The following is a 17548-nucleotide window of genomic DNA, read 5'->3' on the forward strand; positions in this document are numbered from 1 at the left end:
TTAGGTTATGGCAAGCAGTCTTTTTTTGATGTAAACTAGACTCATAAAGAACAAAGGAGTAACATCATGAAACAAATCTTACATAAGAAAACTAGAAAACCAAGTCACAAAGAAATCGAGCGTGTTCAGCTGGGATGCGCTATGATACAAGCAACATTTCATTTGATGGGATATTAAGAAAGGAGATTCTCATGACACTTTTAGATGTAAAACACGTTCAAAAAATTTATAAAACTCGTTTTCAGGGCAACCAAGTAGAAGCCCTCAAGGATATTCACTTTACCGTGGAAAAAGGTGACTACGTTGCCATCATGGGTGAGTCTGGTTCTGGTAAATCAACTCTTCTCAATATCCTAGCTATGCTGGATAAACCAAGTCGTGGGCAGGTTTACTTGAATGGAACTGACACCGCAACCATTAAAAATTCTCAGGCTTCTAGCTTCCGTCGTGAAAAATTGGGCTTTGTCTTCCAAGACTTTAACTTGCTAGATACTCTGTCTGTTAAGGACAATATCCTGCTTCCGCTTGTCTTGTCAAGAAGACCTATTACGGAGATGATGAAAAAATTGGTGGTGACAGCTGAGAATCTAGGTATCAACCAATTGCAAGAGAAGTATCCTTACGAGATTTCTGGTGGTCAGAAACAGCGTGTGGCAGTAGCCCGTGCCATCATCACAGAACCTGAAATTCTCCTTGCGGATGAGCCAACAGGAGCCCTTGATTCCAAGTCATCTGCAGCCTTACTTGATGTCTTTGATGAAATCAATGAGCGTGGCCAAACCATTCTCATGGTAACTCACTCAACAGCAGCAGCTAGCAGAGCTAAACGTGTACTCTTTATCAAAGACGGCATTCTTTACAACCAAATCTACCGTGGAGAGAAGACAGAACGTCAGATGTTCCAAGAAATCTCTGATACCTTGACTGTCATGGCAAGCGAGGTGAATTAGTATGTTTCGATTAACCAATAAGTTAGCGGTATCGAACTTGATTAAAAACCGCAAACTCTACTATCCTTTTGCGCTGGCTGTTCTCTTGGCAGTCACCGTGACCTATCTCTTTTACTCTCTAACCTTTAATCCTAAGATTGCGGAAATCCGTGGAGGAACAACCATTCAGGCTACACTTGGATTTGGTATGTTTGTCGTCACCCTTGCGTCAGCCATTATCGTCCTCTATGCCAATAGTTTTGTCATGAAAAATCGTTCCAAGGAACTGGGAATTTATGGCATGTTGGGATTGGAAAAGCGCCATTTAATCAGTATGACCTTTAAGGAGTTAGTGGTGTTTGGAATTCTAACTGTTGGAGCAGGAATCGGTATTGGAGCCTTGTTTGACAAGTTAATTTTCGCTTTCTTGCTCAAACTGATGAAATTGAAGGTTGAGCTGGTCGCTACCTTCCAAATGAATGTTGTCATTGCAGTACTTGTTGTCTTTGGATTGATTTTCCTATGCCTTATGTTCCTGAATGCCCTTCGAATCGCCCGTATGAATGCCCTCCAGCTCTCGCGTGAGAAAGCAAGCGGAGAGAAAAGAGGTCGTTTCCTACCTCTCCAAACTATTCTTGGTTCCATAAGTTTAGGGATTGGCTATTATCTTGCCCTTACGGTAAAAGATCCTCTTACAGCTTTAACAACTTTCTTCTTAGCTGTTTTGCTGGTTATCTTTGGTACCTATCTCTTGTTTAATGCAGGAATTACCGTTTTCCTTCAAATCTTAAAGAAAAACAAGAAATACTATTACCAACCAAATAATCTTATCTCTGTTTCCAACTTGATTTTCCGTATGAAGAAAAATGCGGTTGGACTAGCAACTATCGCTATTTTGTCAACAATGGTCTTGGTTACTATGTCTGCAGCGACAAGCATTTTCAATGCTTCAGAATCCTTTAAAAAAGTGATGAATCCGCATGACTTTGGAATTACTGGACAAAATGTTGAAAAAGAAGATTTGGACAAACTCTTGAGCCAGTTTGCAAGTGACAAAGGTTATAGTGTCAAAGAGAAAGAAGTGCTTCGTTACAGTAACTTTGGTATTGCAAATCAAGAAGGAACCAAGTTAACTATTTTTGAAAAAGGACAAAATCGTGTCCAACCAAAAACAGTTTTCATGGTATTTGACCAAAAAGATTATGAAAATATGACTGGTCAAAAACTGTCTCTATCAGGGAATGAGGTTGGTCTTTTTGCTAAAAATGACGGACTGAAAGGACAGAAAACTCTAACTCTAAATAACCATCAATTTTCTGTCAAAGAAGAATTTAATACAGATTTTATTGTGAACCATGTTCCAAATCAGTTTAATATTTTTACTACTGATTACAATTACCTTGTTGTTCCTGATTTACAAGCATTTTTGGATCAATTCCCAGATTCGGCTATCTATAATCAGCTTTACGGTGGTATAAATGTAAATATCAGTGAAGAAGAACAACTCAAAGTCGCTGAAGAATATGAAAAATACTTACAAAAGTTTAATGCTCAATTAAACACTGAAGGTAGCTATGTGTATGGTAGCAATCTAGCAGATGCTAGTGCTCAAATGAGTGCCCTCTTTGGTGGTGTCTTCTTTATCGGTATTTTCCTATCCATTATCTTTATGGTCGGAACCGTTCTAGTCATCTACTACAAACAAATTTCTGAAGGCTATGAAGACCGTGAACGCTTTATTATCTTGCAGAAAGTTGGTTTAGATCAAAAGCAAATCAAGCAAACCATCAACAAACAGGTTTTAACTGTTTTCTTCCTTCCTTTGCTTTTTGCCTTCATACATCTCGCCTTTGCCTACCATATGCTTAGTCTGATTTTAAAAGTGATTGGTGTAATAGATACGAATATGATGTTGATTGTGACCTTGTCTATCTGCGCTATCTTCCTCATCGCCTATGTGCTGATTTTCATGATTACTTCAAGAAGTTATCGCAAGATTGTGCAAATGTAAAAAAGATACCTCGATTTTGAAATCGAGGTATTTCTTGTCTTCTAAATGCTGAAAAGTTGTCCGAGAAGGAAAGTAACTCCCATGGTCAAGAGGCCAATAGCGAGGTTCCGAATCATAGCTGTTTTGGTTGGGGCTTTTCCAAGTTTGGCACTAGTGTAACCAGTGAGAAGAAGGGCCACACCGACGATAAGGACAGTAGCAGGGATGCGGTATTCACTTGGGAAAATGGTAATTGAAAGCATGGGTGGTAAGCTACCAAGGAAAAAAGAAATAAAGCTAGAGATAGCAGCGTGCCAAGGATTGGTAAACTCTTCATACTCAATCCCATATTTTTCCTCTACCAAAGCCTTAAGCGGATTATTTAAAAAGGCTTTGTTGGTCAAGAGTTGAGCAGAGGTTTCACATTCTCCATTTTGGATATAGGCTGCATAGAGAGACTTTTTGGCTAGTTCCATATCTTGGTCTAGCAAGACTTGCTCACGCGCAACGGCTGCTTCCTCGGTATCTTTTTGAGTTGAAACGGATACATATTCTCCACCAGCCATAGAAAAGGCACCTGCCAAGATAGCTGCAAAGCCTGATAAAAAGATGATCCAGATATTGGTCGTTGCACTGGCAACCCCAATAACCACACCAGCAATGGAAATAATTCCATCATTGGCACCAAGAACGCCCGCACGCAGGATATTTAAACGACCTGCAAAATTTGAATCAATTTCATGATTTGTTTCTGACATATTATTCTCCTTTTTATCCAGTATAAAGGAAAAATATAAGGAAATCAATCTTTTAAAACTGTCTGAAAAAAGTTGCACGATTTTAATTTAACGAGCCTTTTTAAAAGTTAGAAACATCATTAGCTAGTATAGATTATAAAAGAGAAGTAAAGCTGATAGACTCGTCCTTTTTCTAGTTATCTATGGTATAATAGAAGGTAGATTTACTAATCGGAGTAAGAAAGATTTTATGATTAAACTAGTAGCAACAGATATGGACGGTACCTTCCTAGATGGGAATGGACGCTTTGATATGGACCGCCTCAAGTCTCTTTTGGCTTCCTACAAGGAGAAAGGCATTTACTTTGCGGTAGCTTCAGGGCGTGGATTTCTGTCACTAGCAAAATTATTTGCTGATGTTCGTGATGACATTATTTTCATCGCGGAAAATGGCAGTTTGGTAGAATATCAAGGTCAGGACTTGTATGAAGCGACTATGTCTCGTGAGTTTTATCTATCAACTTTTGAAATGCTGAAAACGTCACCTTATGTCGATATCAATAAATTGCTCTTGACGGGCAAAAAAGGCTCTTATGTTCTAGATACGGTTGATGAAACTTATTTGAAAGAGAGCCAGCACTATAATGAAAATATCCAAAAAGTAGCGAGTTTAGAAGATATTACTGATGACATTTTCAAATTCACAACCAACTTCACAGAAGAAACGCTGGAAGCTGGAGAAGCTTGGGTAAACGAAAATGTCTCTGGTGTTAAGGCCATGACAACTGGCTTTGAATCCATTGATATTGTTCTGGACTATGTCGATAAGGGAGTGGCTATTGTTGAATTAGCTAAAAAACTTGGCATCACCATGGATCAGGTCATGGCTTTTGGAGACAATCTGAATGACTTGCACATGATGCAGGTTGTTGGACATCCTGTAGCTCCTGAAAATGCGCGACCAGAAATTTTAGAATTAGCAGAGACTGTAATTGGTCACCACAAGGACCAGTCGGTTATAGCTTATATGGAGGGCTTATAATGGCAGATATAAAATTGATTGCATTGGACTTGGACGGGACCTTGCTGACTACTGATAAAAAACTGACGGATCGTACCAAGGCAACCCTGAAAGCTGCGCGTGATCGTGGTATCAAGGTCGTATTGACAACGGGCCGTCCCTTAAAAGCTATGGATTTCTTTCTCCATGAGCTAGGGACTGACGGTCAGGAAGATGAGTATACCATTACTTTTAATGGTGGTTTGGTTCAGAAAAATACAGGTGAAATCCTTGATAAGACAGTATTTTCATATGATGATGTGGCACGTTTGTATGAAGAAACAGAGAAATTATCACTTCCTCTTGATGCCATCTCAGAAGGAACTGTTTATCAAATTCAATCCGACCAAGAAAGTCTGTATGCCAAATTCAATCCAGCTTTGACTTTTGTTCCAGTGGACTTTGCAGACTTATCTAGTCAAATGACCTACAATAAGTGCGTGACTGCCTTTGCTCAAGAACCCTTGGATGCAGCCATTCAGAAGATTTCTCCAGAATTGTTTGACCAATATGAAATCTTTAAATCACGAGAAATGTTGCTAGAGTGGTCACCAAAGAATGTTCATAAAGCAACAGGTTTGGCAAAACTAATCAGCCATCTTGGAATCGACCAAAGCCAAGTCATGGCCTGTGGTGACGAGGCCAATGACCTCTCTATGATTGAATGGGCAGGGCTCGGTGTTGCCATGCAAAACGCTGTTCCTGAAGTCAAGGCAGTCGCAAATGTAGTGACTCCAATGACCAATGATGAGGAAGCTGTCGCCTGGGCTATCAAAGAATATGTGCTAAAGGAGAACTAAGATATGGGATTATTTGACCGTCTATTCGGAAAAAAAGAAGAACCTAAAATCGAAGAAGTTGTAAAAGAAGCTCTGGAAAATCTTGATTTGTCTGAAACTACTGAGCCTGCCCTTACAGAAGCTGAGGAAGTTTCTCAGGAAGAAGCAGAGGTTGAAATTGTTGAACAAGCTCTGCTCCAAGAAGAGGAAAATCAAGACAAAGTTGAAGAAAGTCTGGATTCAGAGCCAGCTGTAGAGGTTCATCAAGAAGAAATAGAAGAATTTCCACACTCAGAAGAAGTCTCAGATGAAGAGAAGCTTGAGCACGAAGGAACTGTAGAAGAAAATAGTTCTGAAGTTCTTGAAGCAGAAAGACCTCAAGTAGAAGAAACTGTTCAGGAAAAATATGATCGCAGTCTTAAGAAAACTCGTACAGGCTTCGGTGCTCGCTTGAATGCCTTCTTTGCTAACTTCCGCTCTGTTGACGAAGAATTTTTCGAGGAACTGGAAGAACTGCTGATTATGAGTGACGTTGGCGTACAAGTCGCTTCTAACTTAACAGAGGAGTTACGCTACGAAGCCAAGCTAGAAAACGCCAAGAAACCTGACGCACTTCGCCGTGTCATCATAGAGAAATTGGTTGAGCTTTATGAAAAGGATGGCAACTACGATGAAAGCATCCACTTCCAAGATGGCTTGACAGTCATGCTCTTTGTTGGGGTTAATGGTGTTGGGAAAACAACTTCTATCGGGAAACTAGCTTACCGCTACAAACAAGCTGGTAAGAAGGTCATGCTGGTTGCGGCAGATACCTTCCGTGCAGGTGCAGTTGCACAGCTAGCTGAATGGGGCCGTCGTGTTGACGTTCCAGTTGTAACTGGACCTGAAAAAGCTGACCCAGCCAGTGTAGTCTTTGATGGCATGGAACGTGCTGTGGCTGAAGGTATCGATATTCTTATGATTGATACTGCTGGTCGTCTACAAAATAAGGACAACCTCATGGCTGAGCTGGAAAAGATTGGTCGTATTATCAAACGTGTTGTACCAGAAGCTCCGCATGAAACCTTCTTGGCACTTGATGCATCAACAGGTCAAAACGCTCTTGTACAGGCCAAAGAATTTTCAAAAATCACTCCTTTAACGGGAATTGTCTTGACTAAGATTGATGGAACTGCTCGAGGTGGTGTTGTTCTAGCTATCCGTGAAGAACTCAATATTCCTGTAAAATTGATTGGTTTTGGTGAAAAAATCGATGATATTGGCGAGTTTAACTCAGAAAACTTTATGAAGGGTCTCTTGGAAGGCTTAATCTAATCAGAAGCAAAAATCCTGCAAGGAACAAACTTGCAGGATTTTTTTATTCTAAACGACCATCTTGACGATAGGCGATATCTGGTTGCCAAGTCCATTTGGCACCGAATTTTTCAAGTAAGTCAAAGCTTGCTTGAGGACCCATGCTTCCAGCTTTATAGTCATGAAGTGGGGCACCATTTTCAGCCCAGAGCTCTTCGATACGGTCAATCAACTTCCATGACGCACCAACTTCATCCCAGTGGCTAAAGTTAGTTGAGTTGTTATTTAAGACATCATAAATCAATTTCTCGTATGGTTCTGGAGAAGCACCAGTTGCGGTCGCATCTGTGCGGTAATCAAGTGAGTTAGGAGCTAAGTTGAATTCTTCTCCTACTTGTTTCCCATTTAGGCTAAGAGAGAAGCCTTCTGTTGGTTGGATATAGATGGTCAAAATGTTTGGAGCAAGTGGTTCTCCAAAGATAGAATCCATTTGTTTAAAGACGATGTTGACATGAGTTCCTTTTTCAGTCAGACGTTTACCAGTACGGAAGAAGAAAGGAACGCCACGGAATCGATCGCTGTTTACAAAGAAGGCACCAGATGCGAAAGTTTCAGTTGTTGATTCTGGATTAACATTTGGCTCGCTACGATAAGAAATGTATTTCATGCCATCAATCTTACCTGAACGGTATTGACCACGGATAAAGTGTTCTTTAAGCTCTTCATCAGTTGGATGATAGAGGTTTTTAAAGACCTTAATCTTTTCAGCACGAATCTCGTCTTTTGTGAAGCTTGCTGGCTTATCCATGGCAAGGAGGGAAAGTAGTTGCAAAGTATGGTTTTGTACCATGTCGCGGAGGGCACCAGATTGGTCATAGTAGCCACCACGTTCTTCTACACCCAAGCGCTCTGCAAAGGTAATTTGAACATTGTCAATAAAGTCCTTATTCCAAACATTTTCAAAAATCAGGTTTGCAAAGCGAACGGCAAAGATACTTTGGATCATTTCCTTACCAAGATAATGGTCGATACGGAAAATTTGTTCTTCGTTAAATGTTGCCAATAGTTCGTCATTTAACTTGCTTGCAGTTGCGTAATCTGTACCAAACGGCTTCTCAACGATTAAACGTTCAAAACCTTTACCGTCTACAATGTTTTCAGACTTGAGGTGCTTAGCAATAGTTCCAAAGAATTGAGGAGCCATTGACAAGAAGAAGAGCTTGTTGTGTTCAGCTTGGTACTTGTCATTTAGTTCAGCCTGCAATTGACGTAGAGCAATGTAGTGTTCTGTATCATTGACATCATGACTTTGATAGTAGAAGTGGCTAGCGAACTCCTGAGCCTGTTCGGTACTATCTGCCAAATCAAGGATAGATTCGACTACAACAGATTCAAAATATTCCTTGCTCCAAGGACGACGGGCAGTTCCAATAACGGCAAAGTGTTCGGAAAGATTGCCGGATTTATATAGTCTAAATAGGGAAGGGTAGAGCTTGCGTTTAGCCAGGTCTCCACTCGCACCGAAAATTGTAACAATAACCTTAGATGACATCTAGCTACCTAATTTCTATTTTTATTCCTAGTCTTGCTAGGTATGAGGAAATCTCATTTCATAAACTTAATTCTAACATAATTTTCCGAAAAATCAAAAAATCCAATACGAGATAGAAAAAAACTGCAAGGAAATCCTTACAGTTTGAGTTTAGACGTTTAAGACCTTGTCCAAGAAATCTTTCAGACGAGGGTGTTGAGGGTTATCAAATATTTGATCAGGTGTTCCGTCTTCTAGGAACTCACCATCTGCAGTAAAGATAACACGGTTAGCAACCTGACGGGCAAATCCCATCTCATGGGTTACGATAATCATGGTCATGCCTTGTTCAGCCAATTCTTTCATAACGTTTAGTACGTCTCCAACCATCTCAGGGTCAAGGGCAGAAGTTGGTTCGTCGAAGAGCATGATGTCTGGATTCATTGCTAGTCCACGAGCGATGGCCACGCGTTGTTTTTGACCACCTGATAGGCTATCTGGATTGGCATTAGCTTTATCTGCTAGTCCAACCTTTTCAAGTAACTCCATCCCCAATTTCTCAGCTTCTTCCTTAGTCATCAACTTGTGCTCAATAGGAGCAAAGGTGATGTTGTCCAAAACAGACATGTGTGGGAAGAGGTTGAAGTGCTGGAACACCATTCCGATATTTTCACGGACGTGGTCAACGTTGGTTGTTTTTTCAGTTAAGTCATAACCGTTCACAGTGATGTGACCACTCGTAACTTCTTCTAGAAGATTAAGGCTACGAAGGAAGGTTGATTTACCAGAACCTGAAGGACCGATGATACAAACAACATCTCCTTCATAGAACTTAGTCGTAATTCCTTTTAAAACCTCATTTTTTCCATAGTGCTTGTGTAAATCATTTACATCAATTTTTAATTTTGCCATTAACGAATCCTCTTTTCTAAGCGTTTCGCTAGTCTAGTCAAAAGTGTGATAATTATAAGATAGAAGATAGCAAGGATTGCATACATCTTGAAACTTTGGTAGTTACGGGCGATGATAATCTTACCAGTTTGGAAGAGTTCAACCAAACCGATAGCAGATACGATGGTTGTATCTTTAAGAGCGATAACGAATTGGTTAACAAAGTTTGGCAACATCAATTTAGTTGCTTGTGGCAAGATAATCTTACGCATGGTTTTTCCATAAGAGATACCTAAGCTTCGGCTGGCTTCCATTTGACCAACTGGAACGGCCTGAATACCACCACGAACGATTTCAGCGATATAAGCAGCCGCATTGAGTGAGAGGGCAATAGTCCCAGCTACAAAGTCGTTAATTGGACTTTGTTGGCCTGTGATAGACTCGATGAAGTTTGGAATTCCCCAGAAGATGAAGGCTGCAAGAATCATCAATGGAATACCACGGATAACGTCAACGAAAATCTCAGAAATCACACGAAGAGATTTGTATGGGCTAACGCTAAACATACCGAAGATAATCCCGATAACAATGGCAATAGCAAATGAGATAAGAGCTAGAGCAAGAGTGATACCAAGCCCGCTAAGGAGTTGTTTATAGTTGTTTTGAAGCAAGCCCCAGATAGTTGTTTCGTCAACAGTACTTGTTGAAGCAGTTGATGATTCGCTAGCTAGATATTTATCAAGAATCTTTTGGAATTCTCCGTTTGCTTTAAGGTTTGCAAGTCCGTTATTGAACATTTCAATCAATTCTGGATTTGCTCCTTTTTTAACGGCAAAGGCTGTTTCACCAATTGGAGTTCCAGCGATTGGAGTTTTCAATTTTTGTCCTTGGCTGATAGAATATTTGAGGACAGGCTCATCATCCATAACGGCATCGATAGCTCCAGTATTTAAACTGTCATACATTGAAGAACCATCAGCGAAGGTTTTGATTTTGTAACCGTATTTGCTTTGATTTTCTGTTAGGAAGGTTTGAGAAGCAGTTCCGTTTTTAACACCGACTGTCTTCCCTTTCAAATCTTCATAAGAAGCAATGGTACTTGATTCTTTGACACCAAGGATAGTATTGGCAGTGTAGTATGATTCTGAGAAATCAAAAGTTGCCTTACGAGCATCTGTGACAGACATACCGGCAATGATACCATCTGCTTGGCCAGCTTGGACAGCGCTGATAGCTGCATCGAAACCAGGGTTAGTAATTTCAATTTCAAAACCTTGGTCCTTAGCGATTGCCTTAATCAATTCCATATCAATACCAGTAAATTGGTTGCTTGAATTTTGGAAAACAAAAGGTGCAAAAGAAGAATCGCTGGCAATGATGTATTTAGCCTTAACAGGAATAGCTTTTAATCCTGCTAGAGTAGTTGTAGTTGGCACTGCTGAAGATGATGAAGCAGTCCATTTCTTGATGATTTTATCAAGACTACCATCTTTTTTCATTTCAGCCAAGGCTTGGTTAAATTCAGTGACTAGGTGCTCGTATTTGCTTCCTTTTTTCACACCGAAAGCAAAGCTACCTACAGCTTCTCCATCCATTTCAATATGGAGGTCTTGACCTTGGTTGATGGCATATTCGATAACAGGTTTATCATCCATCATGGCATCGATGGCACCAGCACTCAAGCTGTTGTTCATCAAATCACTAGTGTCAAATGTTTTAATAGTGAAGCCGTATTTATCTTTGATTGTTTCAAGAAAACGTTGAGCAGCAGTTCCGTTTTTAACACCAACGGTTTTGCCAGTTAATTGGTCATATTTACTAATCTTGTGTGCCTTTGTAGTTGCAATGACAACTTTTGTATCATAGTAAGTATCAGACATGGTGAAAACTTTTTCACGTTCTTTCGTCTTTGTCATCCCTGCCATGATAGCGTCAGCTTGACCAGCTTGAACCGCATTTACCGCTGCATCAAATCCAGGATAGGACATCTGAATGTTCCATCCTTTAATCTCTGCGACTTTATTAATAATGTCAACATCAATTCCTTTATAAGTTTGATCTGAATCTTTAAACTCAAAAGGTGCATAGGCGGTATCAGAAACAATCTTAATTGTCTCTGCTTTCGCAATACCTAATGAGAAAATTGGGAATAAAATTAGCAAAAATGCTAGAAATTTTTTCTTCATTTTTAGTCTCCTTTTCCGAATATTTTCCCATTATATCAGAAAAAGTAAAAAAAGGCAAATTTTTATATTTCTGTGTCAGAAAATATAACATTGTTTTTTCCTTTTCTTTCTTGAATTGCTACTATAAAGTGCTATAATAATAGTATATATAGAAGAAAAGAGGACAGGGATATGAAGAACAAAAGAATATTTAAAGACTTCCAAGCTTCAAAAATGAGTTTAAACATTTACACAAGCCCCTTGTTAGCCTTTGCTTTTGTCTTCATAGGAGAGTTTGTGGCTTATACTCTGTATGGTATTAGTTTGTTAGCTCTCATCGGACTTGCTAGAAATTTTGGAGAGGCTGGTCAAAATCTTGCAACCTACTTGCAGACCTTGCATCAGAGCTTGACGGATAAAACAAGTGACTTTCATTTAATTTTAGATTTACTGGCATTTGGGTTCGTTCTCAACACTGTGTTCAGATGGACTAGAAAAGTTGAGAAAAGACCTATTCGAACCTTGGGATTTTATAGAGAAAATTTCCTCAGCAGTCTTCTGAAAGGATTCGGCTTAGGCCTGGCACTTTTTCTTCTGACCTTGTTAGGATTAGTAGCCTTGGGGCAATATCGTTTTGAGTCTATTCACTTAAATCCTTATTCTCTTATCTTTGTTGTCTTTACTATCCCATTTTGGATTTTACAGGGGACAACAGAAGAAGTGGTGTCCCGTGCTTGGCTCCTTCCCCAATTGGCCTCAAGAACTAATCTAAAGCTTGCTGTTCTTATATCTAGCTTGTTCTTTACTCTGCTTCATATGGGCAATTCGGGTCTCACACCTCTATCTCTAGTGAATCTCTTTTTATTCGGAGTTGCCATGGCTCTTTACCTTCTCAAAACTGATACAGTTTGGGGTGTTGCAGGTATTCATGGGGCCTGGAATTTTGCTCAGGGAAATCTCTTTGGGATTTTAGTTAGTGGTCAACCATCAGGAACGTCTCTGATGACCTTTTTACCACAAGGCGATCAAGGCTGGCTATCAGGTGGATCTTTTGGGATTGAAGGTTCTATCATGACAAGTCTGGTCTTGCTACTGCTGATTGTCTATCTCGCTTATCAATTGAAGAAAGAAAATGAAAGGATGTGACTTCGGTCTGTCCTTTTCTTCGTGAAAATTCTACAAGTATGCTAAAATAGGAATAGCACATGGAGAGAGGATTCTTATGATCAATCGCATTACAGATAATCAATTTAAACTAGTATCAAAATATCAACCCTCAGGAGACCAACCCCAAGCTATCGAGCAGTTGGTTGATAATATCGAGGGTGGAGAAAAAGCTCAGATTCTGATGGGGGCGACTGGAACAGGGAAGACCTATACCATGAGTCAGGTTATTTCCAAAGTCAATAAACCAACTCTGGTCATCGCCCACAATAAAACTCTAGCAGGACAGCTCTATGGGGAGTTCAAGGAATTTTTCCCTGAAAATGCAGTTGAGTACTTTGTGTCTTACTATGATTATTACCAACCTGAGGCCTATGTCCCTTCTAGTGATACCTACATTGAGAAGGATAGTTCTGTCAATGACGAGATTGACAAGCTCCGCCACTCAGCGACTTCAGCCCTTTTGGAGCGTAATGATGTTATTGTCGTTGCCTCTGTCTCTTGTATCTATGGTCTGGGTTCGCCCAAGGAATACGCTGATAGTGTCGTTAGTCTCCGTCCTGGTCTTGAAATTTCTCGTGATAAACTCTTGAATGACTTGGTTGATATCCAGTTTGAACGTAATGATATTGATTTCCAACGGGGAAGATTTCGTGTACGTGGGGATGTAGTGGAGATTTTCCCAGCTTCCCGTGACGAACACGCTTTTCGAGTAGAATTTTTTGGAGACGAAATTGACCGTATCCGTGAAGTGGAGGCTTTGACAGGTCAGGTATTGGGAGAAGTGGATCATTTGGCGATTTTCCCAGCTACTCACTTTGTGACCAATGACGATCACATGGAAGTTGCCATTGCTAAAATTCAAGCAGAGTTAGAGGAGCAGTTAGCTGTCTTTGAAAAGGAAGGTAAATTGCTTGAAGCCCAACGATTGAAACAGCGGACAGAGTATGATATTGAAATGTTGCGTGAGATGGGCTATACCAACGGGGTTGAGAACTATTCACGTCATATGGATGGACGGAGTGAGGGTGAGCCTCCTTATACGCTTCTCGATTTCTTCCCAGATGATTTTTTGATTATGATTGACGAGAGTCACATGACTATGGGACAAATCAAGGGAATGTACAATGGAGACCGTTCTCGTAAGGAAATGCTGGTTAATTATGGTTTCCGTTTGCCGTCTGCTCTGGACAATCGACCTCTCCGTCGTGAGGAGTTTGAAAGCCATGTTCATCAGATTGTTTATGTTTCAGCGACACCTGGTGACTATGAAAATGAACAGACCGAGACAGTGATTGAGCAAATCATTCGTCCAACGGGACTCTTGGATCCTGAGGTGGAAGTCCGTCCGACTATGGGACAGATTGATGACCTCTTAGGTGAAATCAATGCACGTGTAGAAAAGAACGAACGAACCTTTATCACCACCTTGACCAAGAAAATGGCAGAGGACTTAACCGACTACTTCAAGGAAATGGGCATCAAGGTTAAGTACATGCACTCGGATATTAAGACCTTGGAACGGACGGAGATTATCCGTGACCTGCGCTTGGGTGTCTTTGATGTCTTGGTCGGAATTAACCTGCTCCGTGAAGGGATTGACGTACCTGAAGTGAGCCTAGTAGCCATTCTCGATGCTGACAAGGAAGGTTTCCTTCGTAACGAACGTGGACTCATCCAAACCATTGGCCGCGCTGCCCGTAATAGCGAAGGCCATGTCATCATGTACGCTGACACAGTTACCCAGTCTATGCAACGTGCTATCGATGAAACTGCTCGCCGTCGCAAAATCCAGATGGCCTATAATGAAGAACACGGTATTGTGCCTCAGACAATCAAGAAAGAAATCCGTGATCTGATTGCTGTGACCAAGGCAGTTGCCAAGGAAGAAGAAAAAGAAGTCGATATCAATAGTCTCAACAAACAAGAACGCAAAGAACTTGTCAAGAAACTAGAAAAACAAATGCAAGAAGCTGTCGAAGTGCTTGACTTTGAACTGGCTGCACAGATTCGCGATATGATGCTGGAAGTCAAGGCGTTGGATTAGAATAGTATCTAAAGGAGAAAATATGTCCCGTTCCCAATTAACAATTTTAACAAACATTTGTCTGATTGAAGACCCCGAAACTCAGCGCGTGGTTATGCAGTATCGCTCTCCTGAAACAAATCGCTGGTCTGGTTATGCCTTTCCTGGAGGTCATGTTGAAAATGGTGAGGCTTTTGCGGAGTCTGTCATTCGTGAAATCTACGAAGAAACAGGATTGACTATCCAAAATCCTCAACTTGTCGGCATTAAAAATTGGCCACTAGATACAGGTGGGCGCTATATTGTCATTTGTTATAAGGCGACTGAGTTCTCTGGTAGCCTTCGCTCTTCAGATGAAGGAGAAGTTTCTTGGGTGCAAAAAGACCAGCTTCCAAACTTGGATCTGGCCTATGATATGTTACCCTTGATGGAGATGATGGAAGCTCCTGACAAATCAGAGTTTTTCTACCCTCGCCGTACAGAAGATGATTGGGAGAAGAAAATCTTCTAGTCTTTTACTAAATAACCTAGCTGATCCAAGGCCTCCTCAATATAGTGGAGGTCTTGTTGTGTTTCGTATCTAATAGTAATAGGATATTAGTAAAAACATGTGTACTCTGAAATAAATTTAAAATATTTCTAAAAAAGTATTGACAAAATAAAAGAAAACGCTTACTATATAAATAAGGGAACGGTTCCACAACGTAAGAAGGAGGAGTGATGACTACAATAAAACAGGTTGCTGAAGAAGCTGGAGTATCAAAATCAACAGTTTCAAGATATATTTCGAAAAAAGGCTATGTCGGAGATGATGCTAGAGAAAAGATAAAAAATGCTATCAAGAAATTAAATTACACGCCGAATGTATTAGCACAATCTTTGAAAACTAAAAAAAATCAAATGGTAGGACTCTTATTGCCAGATATTTCTAATCCCTTCTTCCCAAGATTGGTTCGAGGAGCTGAATCATATTTGAAAGATAAAGGTTATAGGATTATGGTTGGTACTATTTCAGATCATGATTCGTTAGAAGAATATATAAACCTTTTGTTAAAAACAAATGCAGCTGGTATTATAACGACACTTGACTTTACAAAGGAATTTCCAAATCTTACGTTACCTGTTGTTGTGGTTGACCGAATTAGTAAAGATACAGGTTACGGTGTCTTTTCTGATAATCAGTTGGGTGGACGTTTGGCTGCTAAAGCAATTTGGAATGCTGGCGCTAAGCAAGTTATGATTATTAAAGTTTTAGATGATAAAGCTGAGAACATTGCGGAACGATTTGAAGCAAGTTTAAACTATTTGAGGAATAAATCTTTAGATATTCGTATTGAAGAAAGTGAAACATTTGAGTTTGAAAAAATTCAAACAGAAGCTAAAGAGAATCTAAAAAGAAATCCAAATATTGATAGTATTATAGCGCCTTCTGATATTCATGCGATAGCTTATATTCATGAAATTTTAGCAATTGGTAAAAAAATCCCAGATGATATTCAAATCATTGGTTATGATGATATTGTACTTAGTCAATTTATTTATCCTTCTTTATCAACTATTCACCAATCATCATATAAAATGGGAGAACAGGCTGCAAAGCTAATCTATAATATGGCAAATAAGTTCTCTATAGATGAAGTTAAAATTAAACTACCTGTTAGATACGTAGAAAGAAATACATTAAGGAGAAAGTAATGAGTAAAATTGTTGTTGTTGGAAGTATTTCAATGGACTTAGTTATGAGAACAAAAAGGATTCCAGAAGGAGGTGAAACGATTTTTGGGGATTCATTTAATATAGTTCCAGGTGGAAAAGGTGCAAATCAAGCTGTAGCTATTGGTAGATTATCCAGTGTAGAAGATAATATTTACATATTTGGAAACGTCGGAGAAGATATTTTTTCAGCAGATTTACTAAGTAATCTGCAAAATAATAATATTTCTACAGAACGTGTGGGAACGGTACCACAATCTACAGGAGTTGCACAAATTACTTTATATGGAGGTGATAATAGGATTATTTATTATCCCGGAGCGAATAATTTAGTTAAAACAAATGATTGGAAAAATGAGTGGGAATTGATTAGTGATGCAAGTATTGTTGTATTACAAAATGAAATACCACATGAAGCCAACTTATCTATAGCTAAATTTTGTCAAGAAAATAAAGTTAAGGTGCTTTACAATCCTGCACCAGCTAGAGAAACGGATATAGAGATGATTCCTTTTTGTGATTTTATTACTCCTAATGAGCATGAATGTTCAGAGCTTTTTCCAGATAAGAAATTAGAAGAAATTATTAAAATTTATCCTAATAAAATGATTGTGACATTAGGAGTTGAAGGTTCTATTTATTATGATGGGGCAGCAGTTCAGAAGATTCCTGCTATAAAAGCAGAAGTAGTTGATACTACAGGAGCAGGAGATACGTTTAATGGTGCTTTTGCTTATGCTATCTCAAAAGGAAAAGAGATGAATGTTGCATTGTCCTTTGCAACGATTGCTTCACATCTTTCTGTTCAAAGATTTGGAGCGCAAGGAGGTATGCCTAGTTTGAAAGAAATAAAGGAGCATTCAGGATATGAAGAAATATGGGATTTTAAATAGTAATATAGCAAAACTAGCTGATGATTTAGGTCATATGGATTTGGTTTGTATCGGAGATTTAGGATTACCAGTTCCAAAAGGTGTTGATAAAATTGATTTAGCATTAAGAAAAGGCAGTCCAAGTTTTTTAGAAGTTTTAAAAGAATATTCAGATCATGTACTTATTGAAAAAATTTTCTTAGCAGAAGAAATTAAGGAAAAAAACAAAGAACAGTGGCAAGCAGTTCTAGATCTTTTAGGATCGAATATAATTATTGAATATATTAGTCATGAAGAATTGAAAGCTATGAATACTAAAGTTAAGGCAGTTATTCGCACTGGGGAAGATACACCATATTCGAATATAATCTTGCAATCAGGAGTTATTATTTAGAAGG

At 39.4% G+C, this 17548-nt stretch carries 15 protein-coding genes and 1 pseudogene; 11 read left to right on the forward strand and 5 right to left on the reverse strand.

Annotated features, from left to right (window positions below; translation table 11 throughout):
• Positions 1-191 precede the first annotated feature (191 nt).
• Entirely contained in the window at positions 192-950 is a 759-nt protein-coding gene (locus O3616_RS02870; protein ID WP_000173358.1) for an ABC transporter ATP-binding protein, read from the forward strand.
• 1 nt (position 951) lies between these two features.
• The gene (locus tag O3616_RS02875; RefSeq protein WP_371638039.1) at positions 952-2940 is read left to right on the forward strand and encodes an ABC transporter permease; all 1989 of its coding nucleotides are present in this window, start codon (positions 952-954) and stop codon (positions 2938-2940) included.
• A 41-nt stretch (positions 2941-2981) separates the two neighbouring features.
• Here O3616_RS02875 and O3616_RS02880 read toward each other — a convergent pair whose 3' ends face one another.
• Positions 2982-3677 (reverse strand): VIT family protein, encoded by a 696-nt coding sequence (locus O3616_RS02880; protein ID WP_261102638.1) that lies wholly within the window; start codon positions 3675-3677, stop codon positions 2982-2984.
• Between the two features lie 229 nt (positions 3678-3906).
• On the opposite strand from O3616_RS02880, the gene O3616_RS02885 reads away from it, so the two are divergent.
• The 3 genes from O3616_RS02885 to ftsY are packed head-to-tail and all read left to right on the forward strand — an operon-like array spanning position 3907 to position 6809.
• Positions 3907-4698: a Cof-type HAD-IIB family hydrolase gene (locus O3616_RS02885; protein ID WP_371638040.1), complete on the forward strand. Its 792-nt coding sequence runs from the start codon at positions 3907-3909 to the stop codon at positions 4696-4698.
• Complete coding sequence (locus tag O3616_RS02890; RefSeq protein WP_371638041.1) at positions 4698-5516, forward strand: Cof-type HAD-IIB family hydrolase; 819 nt, start codon at positions 4698-4700, stop codon at positions 5514-5516. Before O3616_RS02885 ends, O3616_RS02890 begins: the two co-directional genes overlap by 1 nt.
• Before the next feature lie 3 nt (positions 5517-5519).
• A complete protein-coding gene (gene ftsY / locus O3616_RS02895; protein ID WP_371638042.1) occupies positions 5520-6809 on the forward strand; it encodes a signal recognition particle-docking protein FtsY in 1290 nt (429 codons plus the stop codon).
• 43 nt (positions 6810-6852) lie between these two features.
• Here the strand turns inward: ftsY and zwf are convergent, their stop codons facing one another.
• The 3 genes from zwf to O3616_RS02910 all read right to left on the reverse strand — a co-directional run bounded on the left by zwf (position 6853) and on the right by O3616_RS02910 (position 11396).
• Entirely contained in the window at positions 6853-8340 is a 1488-nt protein-coding gene (gene zwf / locus O3616_RS02900) for a glucose-6-phosphate dehydrogenase (protein ID WP_371638043.1), read from the reverse strand.
• Positions 8341-8490: 150 nt separating this feature from the next.
• Positions 8491-9231: an amino acid ABC transporter ATP-binding protein gene (locus O3616_RS02905; protein WP_020900924.1), complete on the reverse strand. Its 741-nt coding sequence runs from the start codon at positions 9229-9231 to the stop codon at positions 8491-8493.
• Complete coding sequence (locus O3616_RS02910) at positions 9231-11396, reverse strand: ABC transporter substrate-binding protein/permease (RefSeq protein WP_371638044.1); 2166 nt, start codon at positions 11394-11396, stop codon at positions 9231-9233. The genes O3616_RS02905 and O3616_RS02910 overlap by 1 nt, the downstream gene beginning before the upstream one ends.
• Positions 11397-11567: 171 nt before the next feature.
• Between O3616_RS02910 and O3616_RS02915 the strand changes: the two genes are divergently transcribed.
• The 3 genes from O3616_RS02915 to O3616_RS02925 all read left to right on the forward strand — a co-directional run bounded on the left by O3616_RS02915 (position 11568) and on the right by O3616_RS02925 (position 15076).
• Positions 11568-12521, forward strand: a complete 954-nt coding sequence (locus tag O3616_RS02915) for a CPBP family intramembrane glutamic endopeptidase (RefSeq protein WP_371638045.1) — start codon at positions 11568-11570, stop codon at positions 12519-12521.
• Between the two features lie 76 nt (positions 12522-12597).
• Positions 12598-14586, forward strand: a complete 1989-nt coding sequence (uvrB, locus tag O3616_RS02920; protein WP_020902808.1) for an excinuclease ABC subunit UvrB — start codon at positions 12598-12600, stop codon at positions 14584-14586.
• A gap of 22 nt (positions 14587-14608) precedes the next feature.
• Positions 14609-15076 carry an 8-oxo-dGTP diphosphatase gene (locus O3616_RS02925; RefSeq protein ID WP_371638046.1) on the forward strand — a complete coding sequence of 156 codons (468 nt, stop codon included), beginning with the start codon at positions 14609-14611 and terminating at the stop codon, positions 15074-15076.
• Here the strand turns inward: O3616_RS02925 and O3616_RS02930 are convergent.
• A pseudogene (locus O3616_RS02930) lies at positions 15073-15150 on the reverse strand (DNA-binding transcriptional regulator); the annotation flags it as partial. The gene O3616_RS02925 and the pseudogene O3616_RS02930 overlap by 4 nt on opposite strands.
• A 135-nt stretch (positions 15151-15285) precedes the next feature.
• Between O3616_RS02930 and O3616_RS02935 the strand changes: the two are divergent.
• The 3 genes from O3616_RS02935 to rbsD are packed head-to-tail and all read left to right on the forward strand — an operon-like array spanning position 15286 to position 17544.
• The gene (locus O3616_RS02935) at positions 15286-16260 is read left to right on the forward strand and encodes a LacI family transcriptional regulator (RefSeq protein WP_261044135.1); all 975 of its coding nucleotides are present in this window, start codon (positions 15286-15288) and stop codon (positions 16258-16260) included.
• Positions 16260-17171 carry a ribokinase gene (gene rbsK / locus O3616_RS02940; protein ID WP_247939498.1) on the forward strand — a complete coding sequence of 304 codons (912 nt, stop codon included), beginning with the start codon at positions 16260-16262 and terminating at the stop codon, positions 17169-17171. Before O3616_RS02935 ends, rbsK begins: the two co-directional genes overlap by 1 nt.
• Positions 17146-17544 (forward strand): D-ribose pyranase, encoded by a 399-nt coding sequence (rbsD, locus tag O3616_RS02945; protein WP_000759835.1) that lies wholly within the window; start codon positions 17146-17148, stop codon positions 17542-17544. The genes rbsK and rbsD overlap by 26 nt, the downstream gene beginning before the upstream one ends.
• Positions 17545-17548 lie beyond the last annotated feature (4 nt).

Source organism: Streptococcus sp. 27098_8_86 (assembly GCF_041432595.1).
Classification (GTDB): domain Bacteria; phylum Bacillota; class Bacilli; order Lactobacillales; family Streptococcaceae; genus Streptococcus; species Streptococcus pneumoniae_F.

Excerpts from the sequence above, each read along its gene's own strand:
- ftsY (WP_371638042.1), top strand. The coding sequence starts at position 5,520 with ATGGGATTATTTGACCGTCTATTCGGAAAAAAAGAAGAACCTAAAATC.
- O3616_RS02870 (WP_000173358.1), top strand. The coding sequence starts at position 192 with ATGACACTTTTAGATGTAAAACACGTTCAAAAAATTTATAAAACTCGT.
- rbsK (WP_247939498.1), top strand. The coding sequence starts at position 16,260 with ATGAGTAAAATTGTTGTTGTTGGAAGTATTTCAATGGACTTAGTTATG.
- O3616_RS02875 (WP_371638039.1), top strand. The coding sequence starts at position 952 with ATGTTTCGATTAACCAATAAGTTAGCGGTATCGAACTTGATTAAAAAC.
- rbsD (WP_000759835.1), top strand. The coding sequence starts at position 17,146 with ATGAAGAAATATGGGATTTTAAATAGTAATATAGCAAAACTAGCTGAT.
- O3616_RS02890 (WP_371638041.1), top strand. The coding sequence starts at position 4,698 with ATGGCAGATATAAAATTGATTGCATTGGACTTGGACGGGACCTTGCTG.
- zwf (WP_371638043.1), bottom strand. The coding sequence starts at position 8,340 with ATGTCATCTAAGGTTATTGTTACAATTTTCGGTGCGAGTGGAGACCTG.
- O3616_RS02925 (WP_371638046.1), top strand. The coding sequence starts at position 14,609 with ATGTCCCGTTCCCAATTAACAATTTTAACAAACATTTGTCTGATTGAA.
- O3616_RS02915 (WP_371638045.1), top strand. The coding sequence starts at position 11,568 with ATGAAGAACAAAAGAATATTTAAAGACTTCCAAGCTTCAAAAATGAGT.
- O3616_RS02910 (WP_371638044.1), bottom strand. The coding sequence starts at position 11,396 with ATGAAGAAAAAATTTCTAGCATTTTTGCTAATTTTATTCCCAATTTTC.
- uvrB (WP_020902808.1), top strand. The coding sequence starts at position 12,598 with ATGATCAATCGCATTACAGATAATCAATTTAAACTAGTATCAAAATAT.
- O3616_RS02935 (WP_261044135.1), top strand. The coding sequence starts at position 15,286 with ATGACTACAATAAAACAGGTTGCTGAAGAAGCTGGAGTATCAAAATCA.
- O3616_RS02905 (WP_020900924.1), bottom strand. The coding sequence starts at position 9,231 with ATGGCAAAATTAAAAATTGATGTAAATGATTTACACAAGCACTATGGA.
- O3616_RS02885 (WP_371638040.1), top strand. The coding sequence starts at position 3,907 with ATGATTAAACTAGTAGCAACAGATATGGACGGTACCTTCCTAGATGGG.
- O3616_RS02880 (WP_261102638.1), bottom strand. The coding sequence starts at position 3,677 with ATGTCAGAAACAAATCATGAAATTGATTCAAATTTTGCAGGTCGTTTA.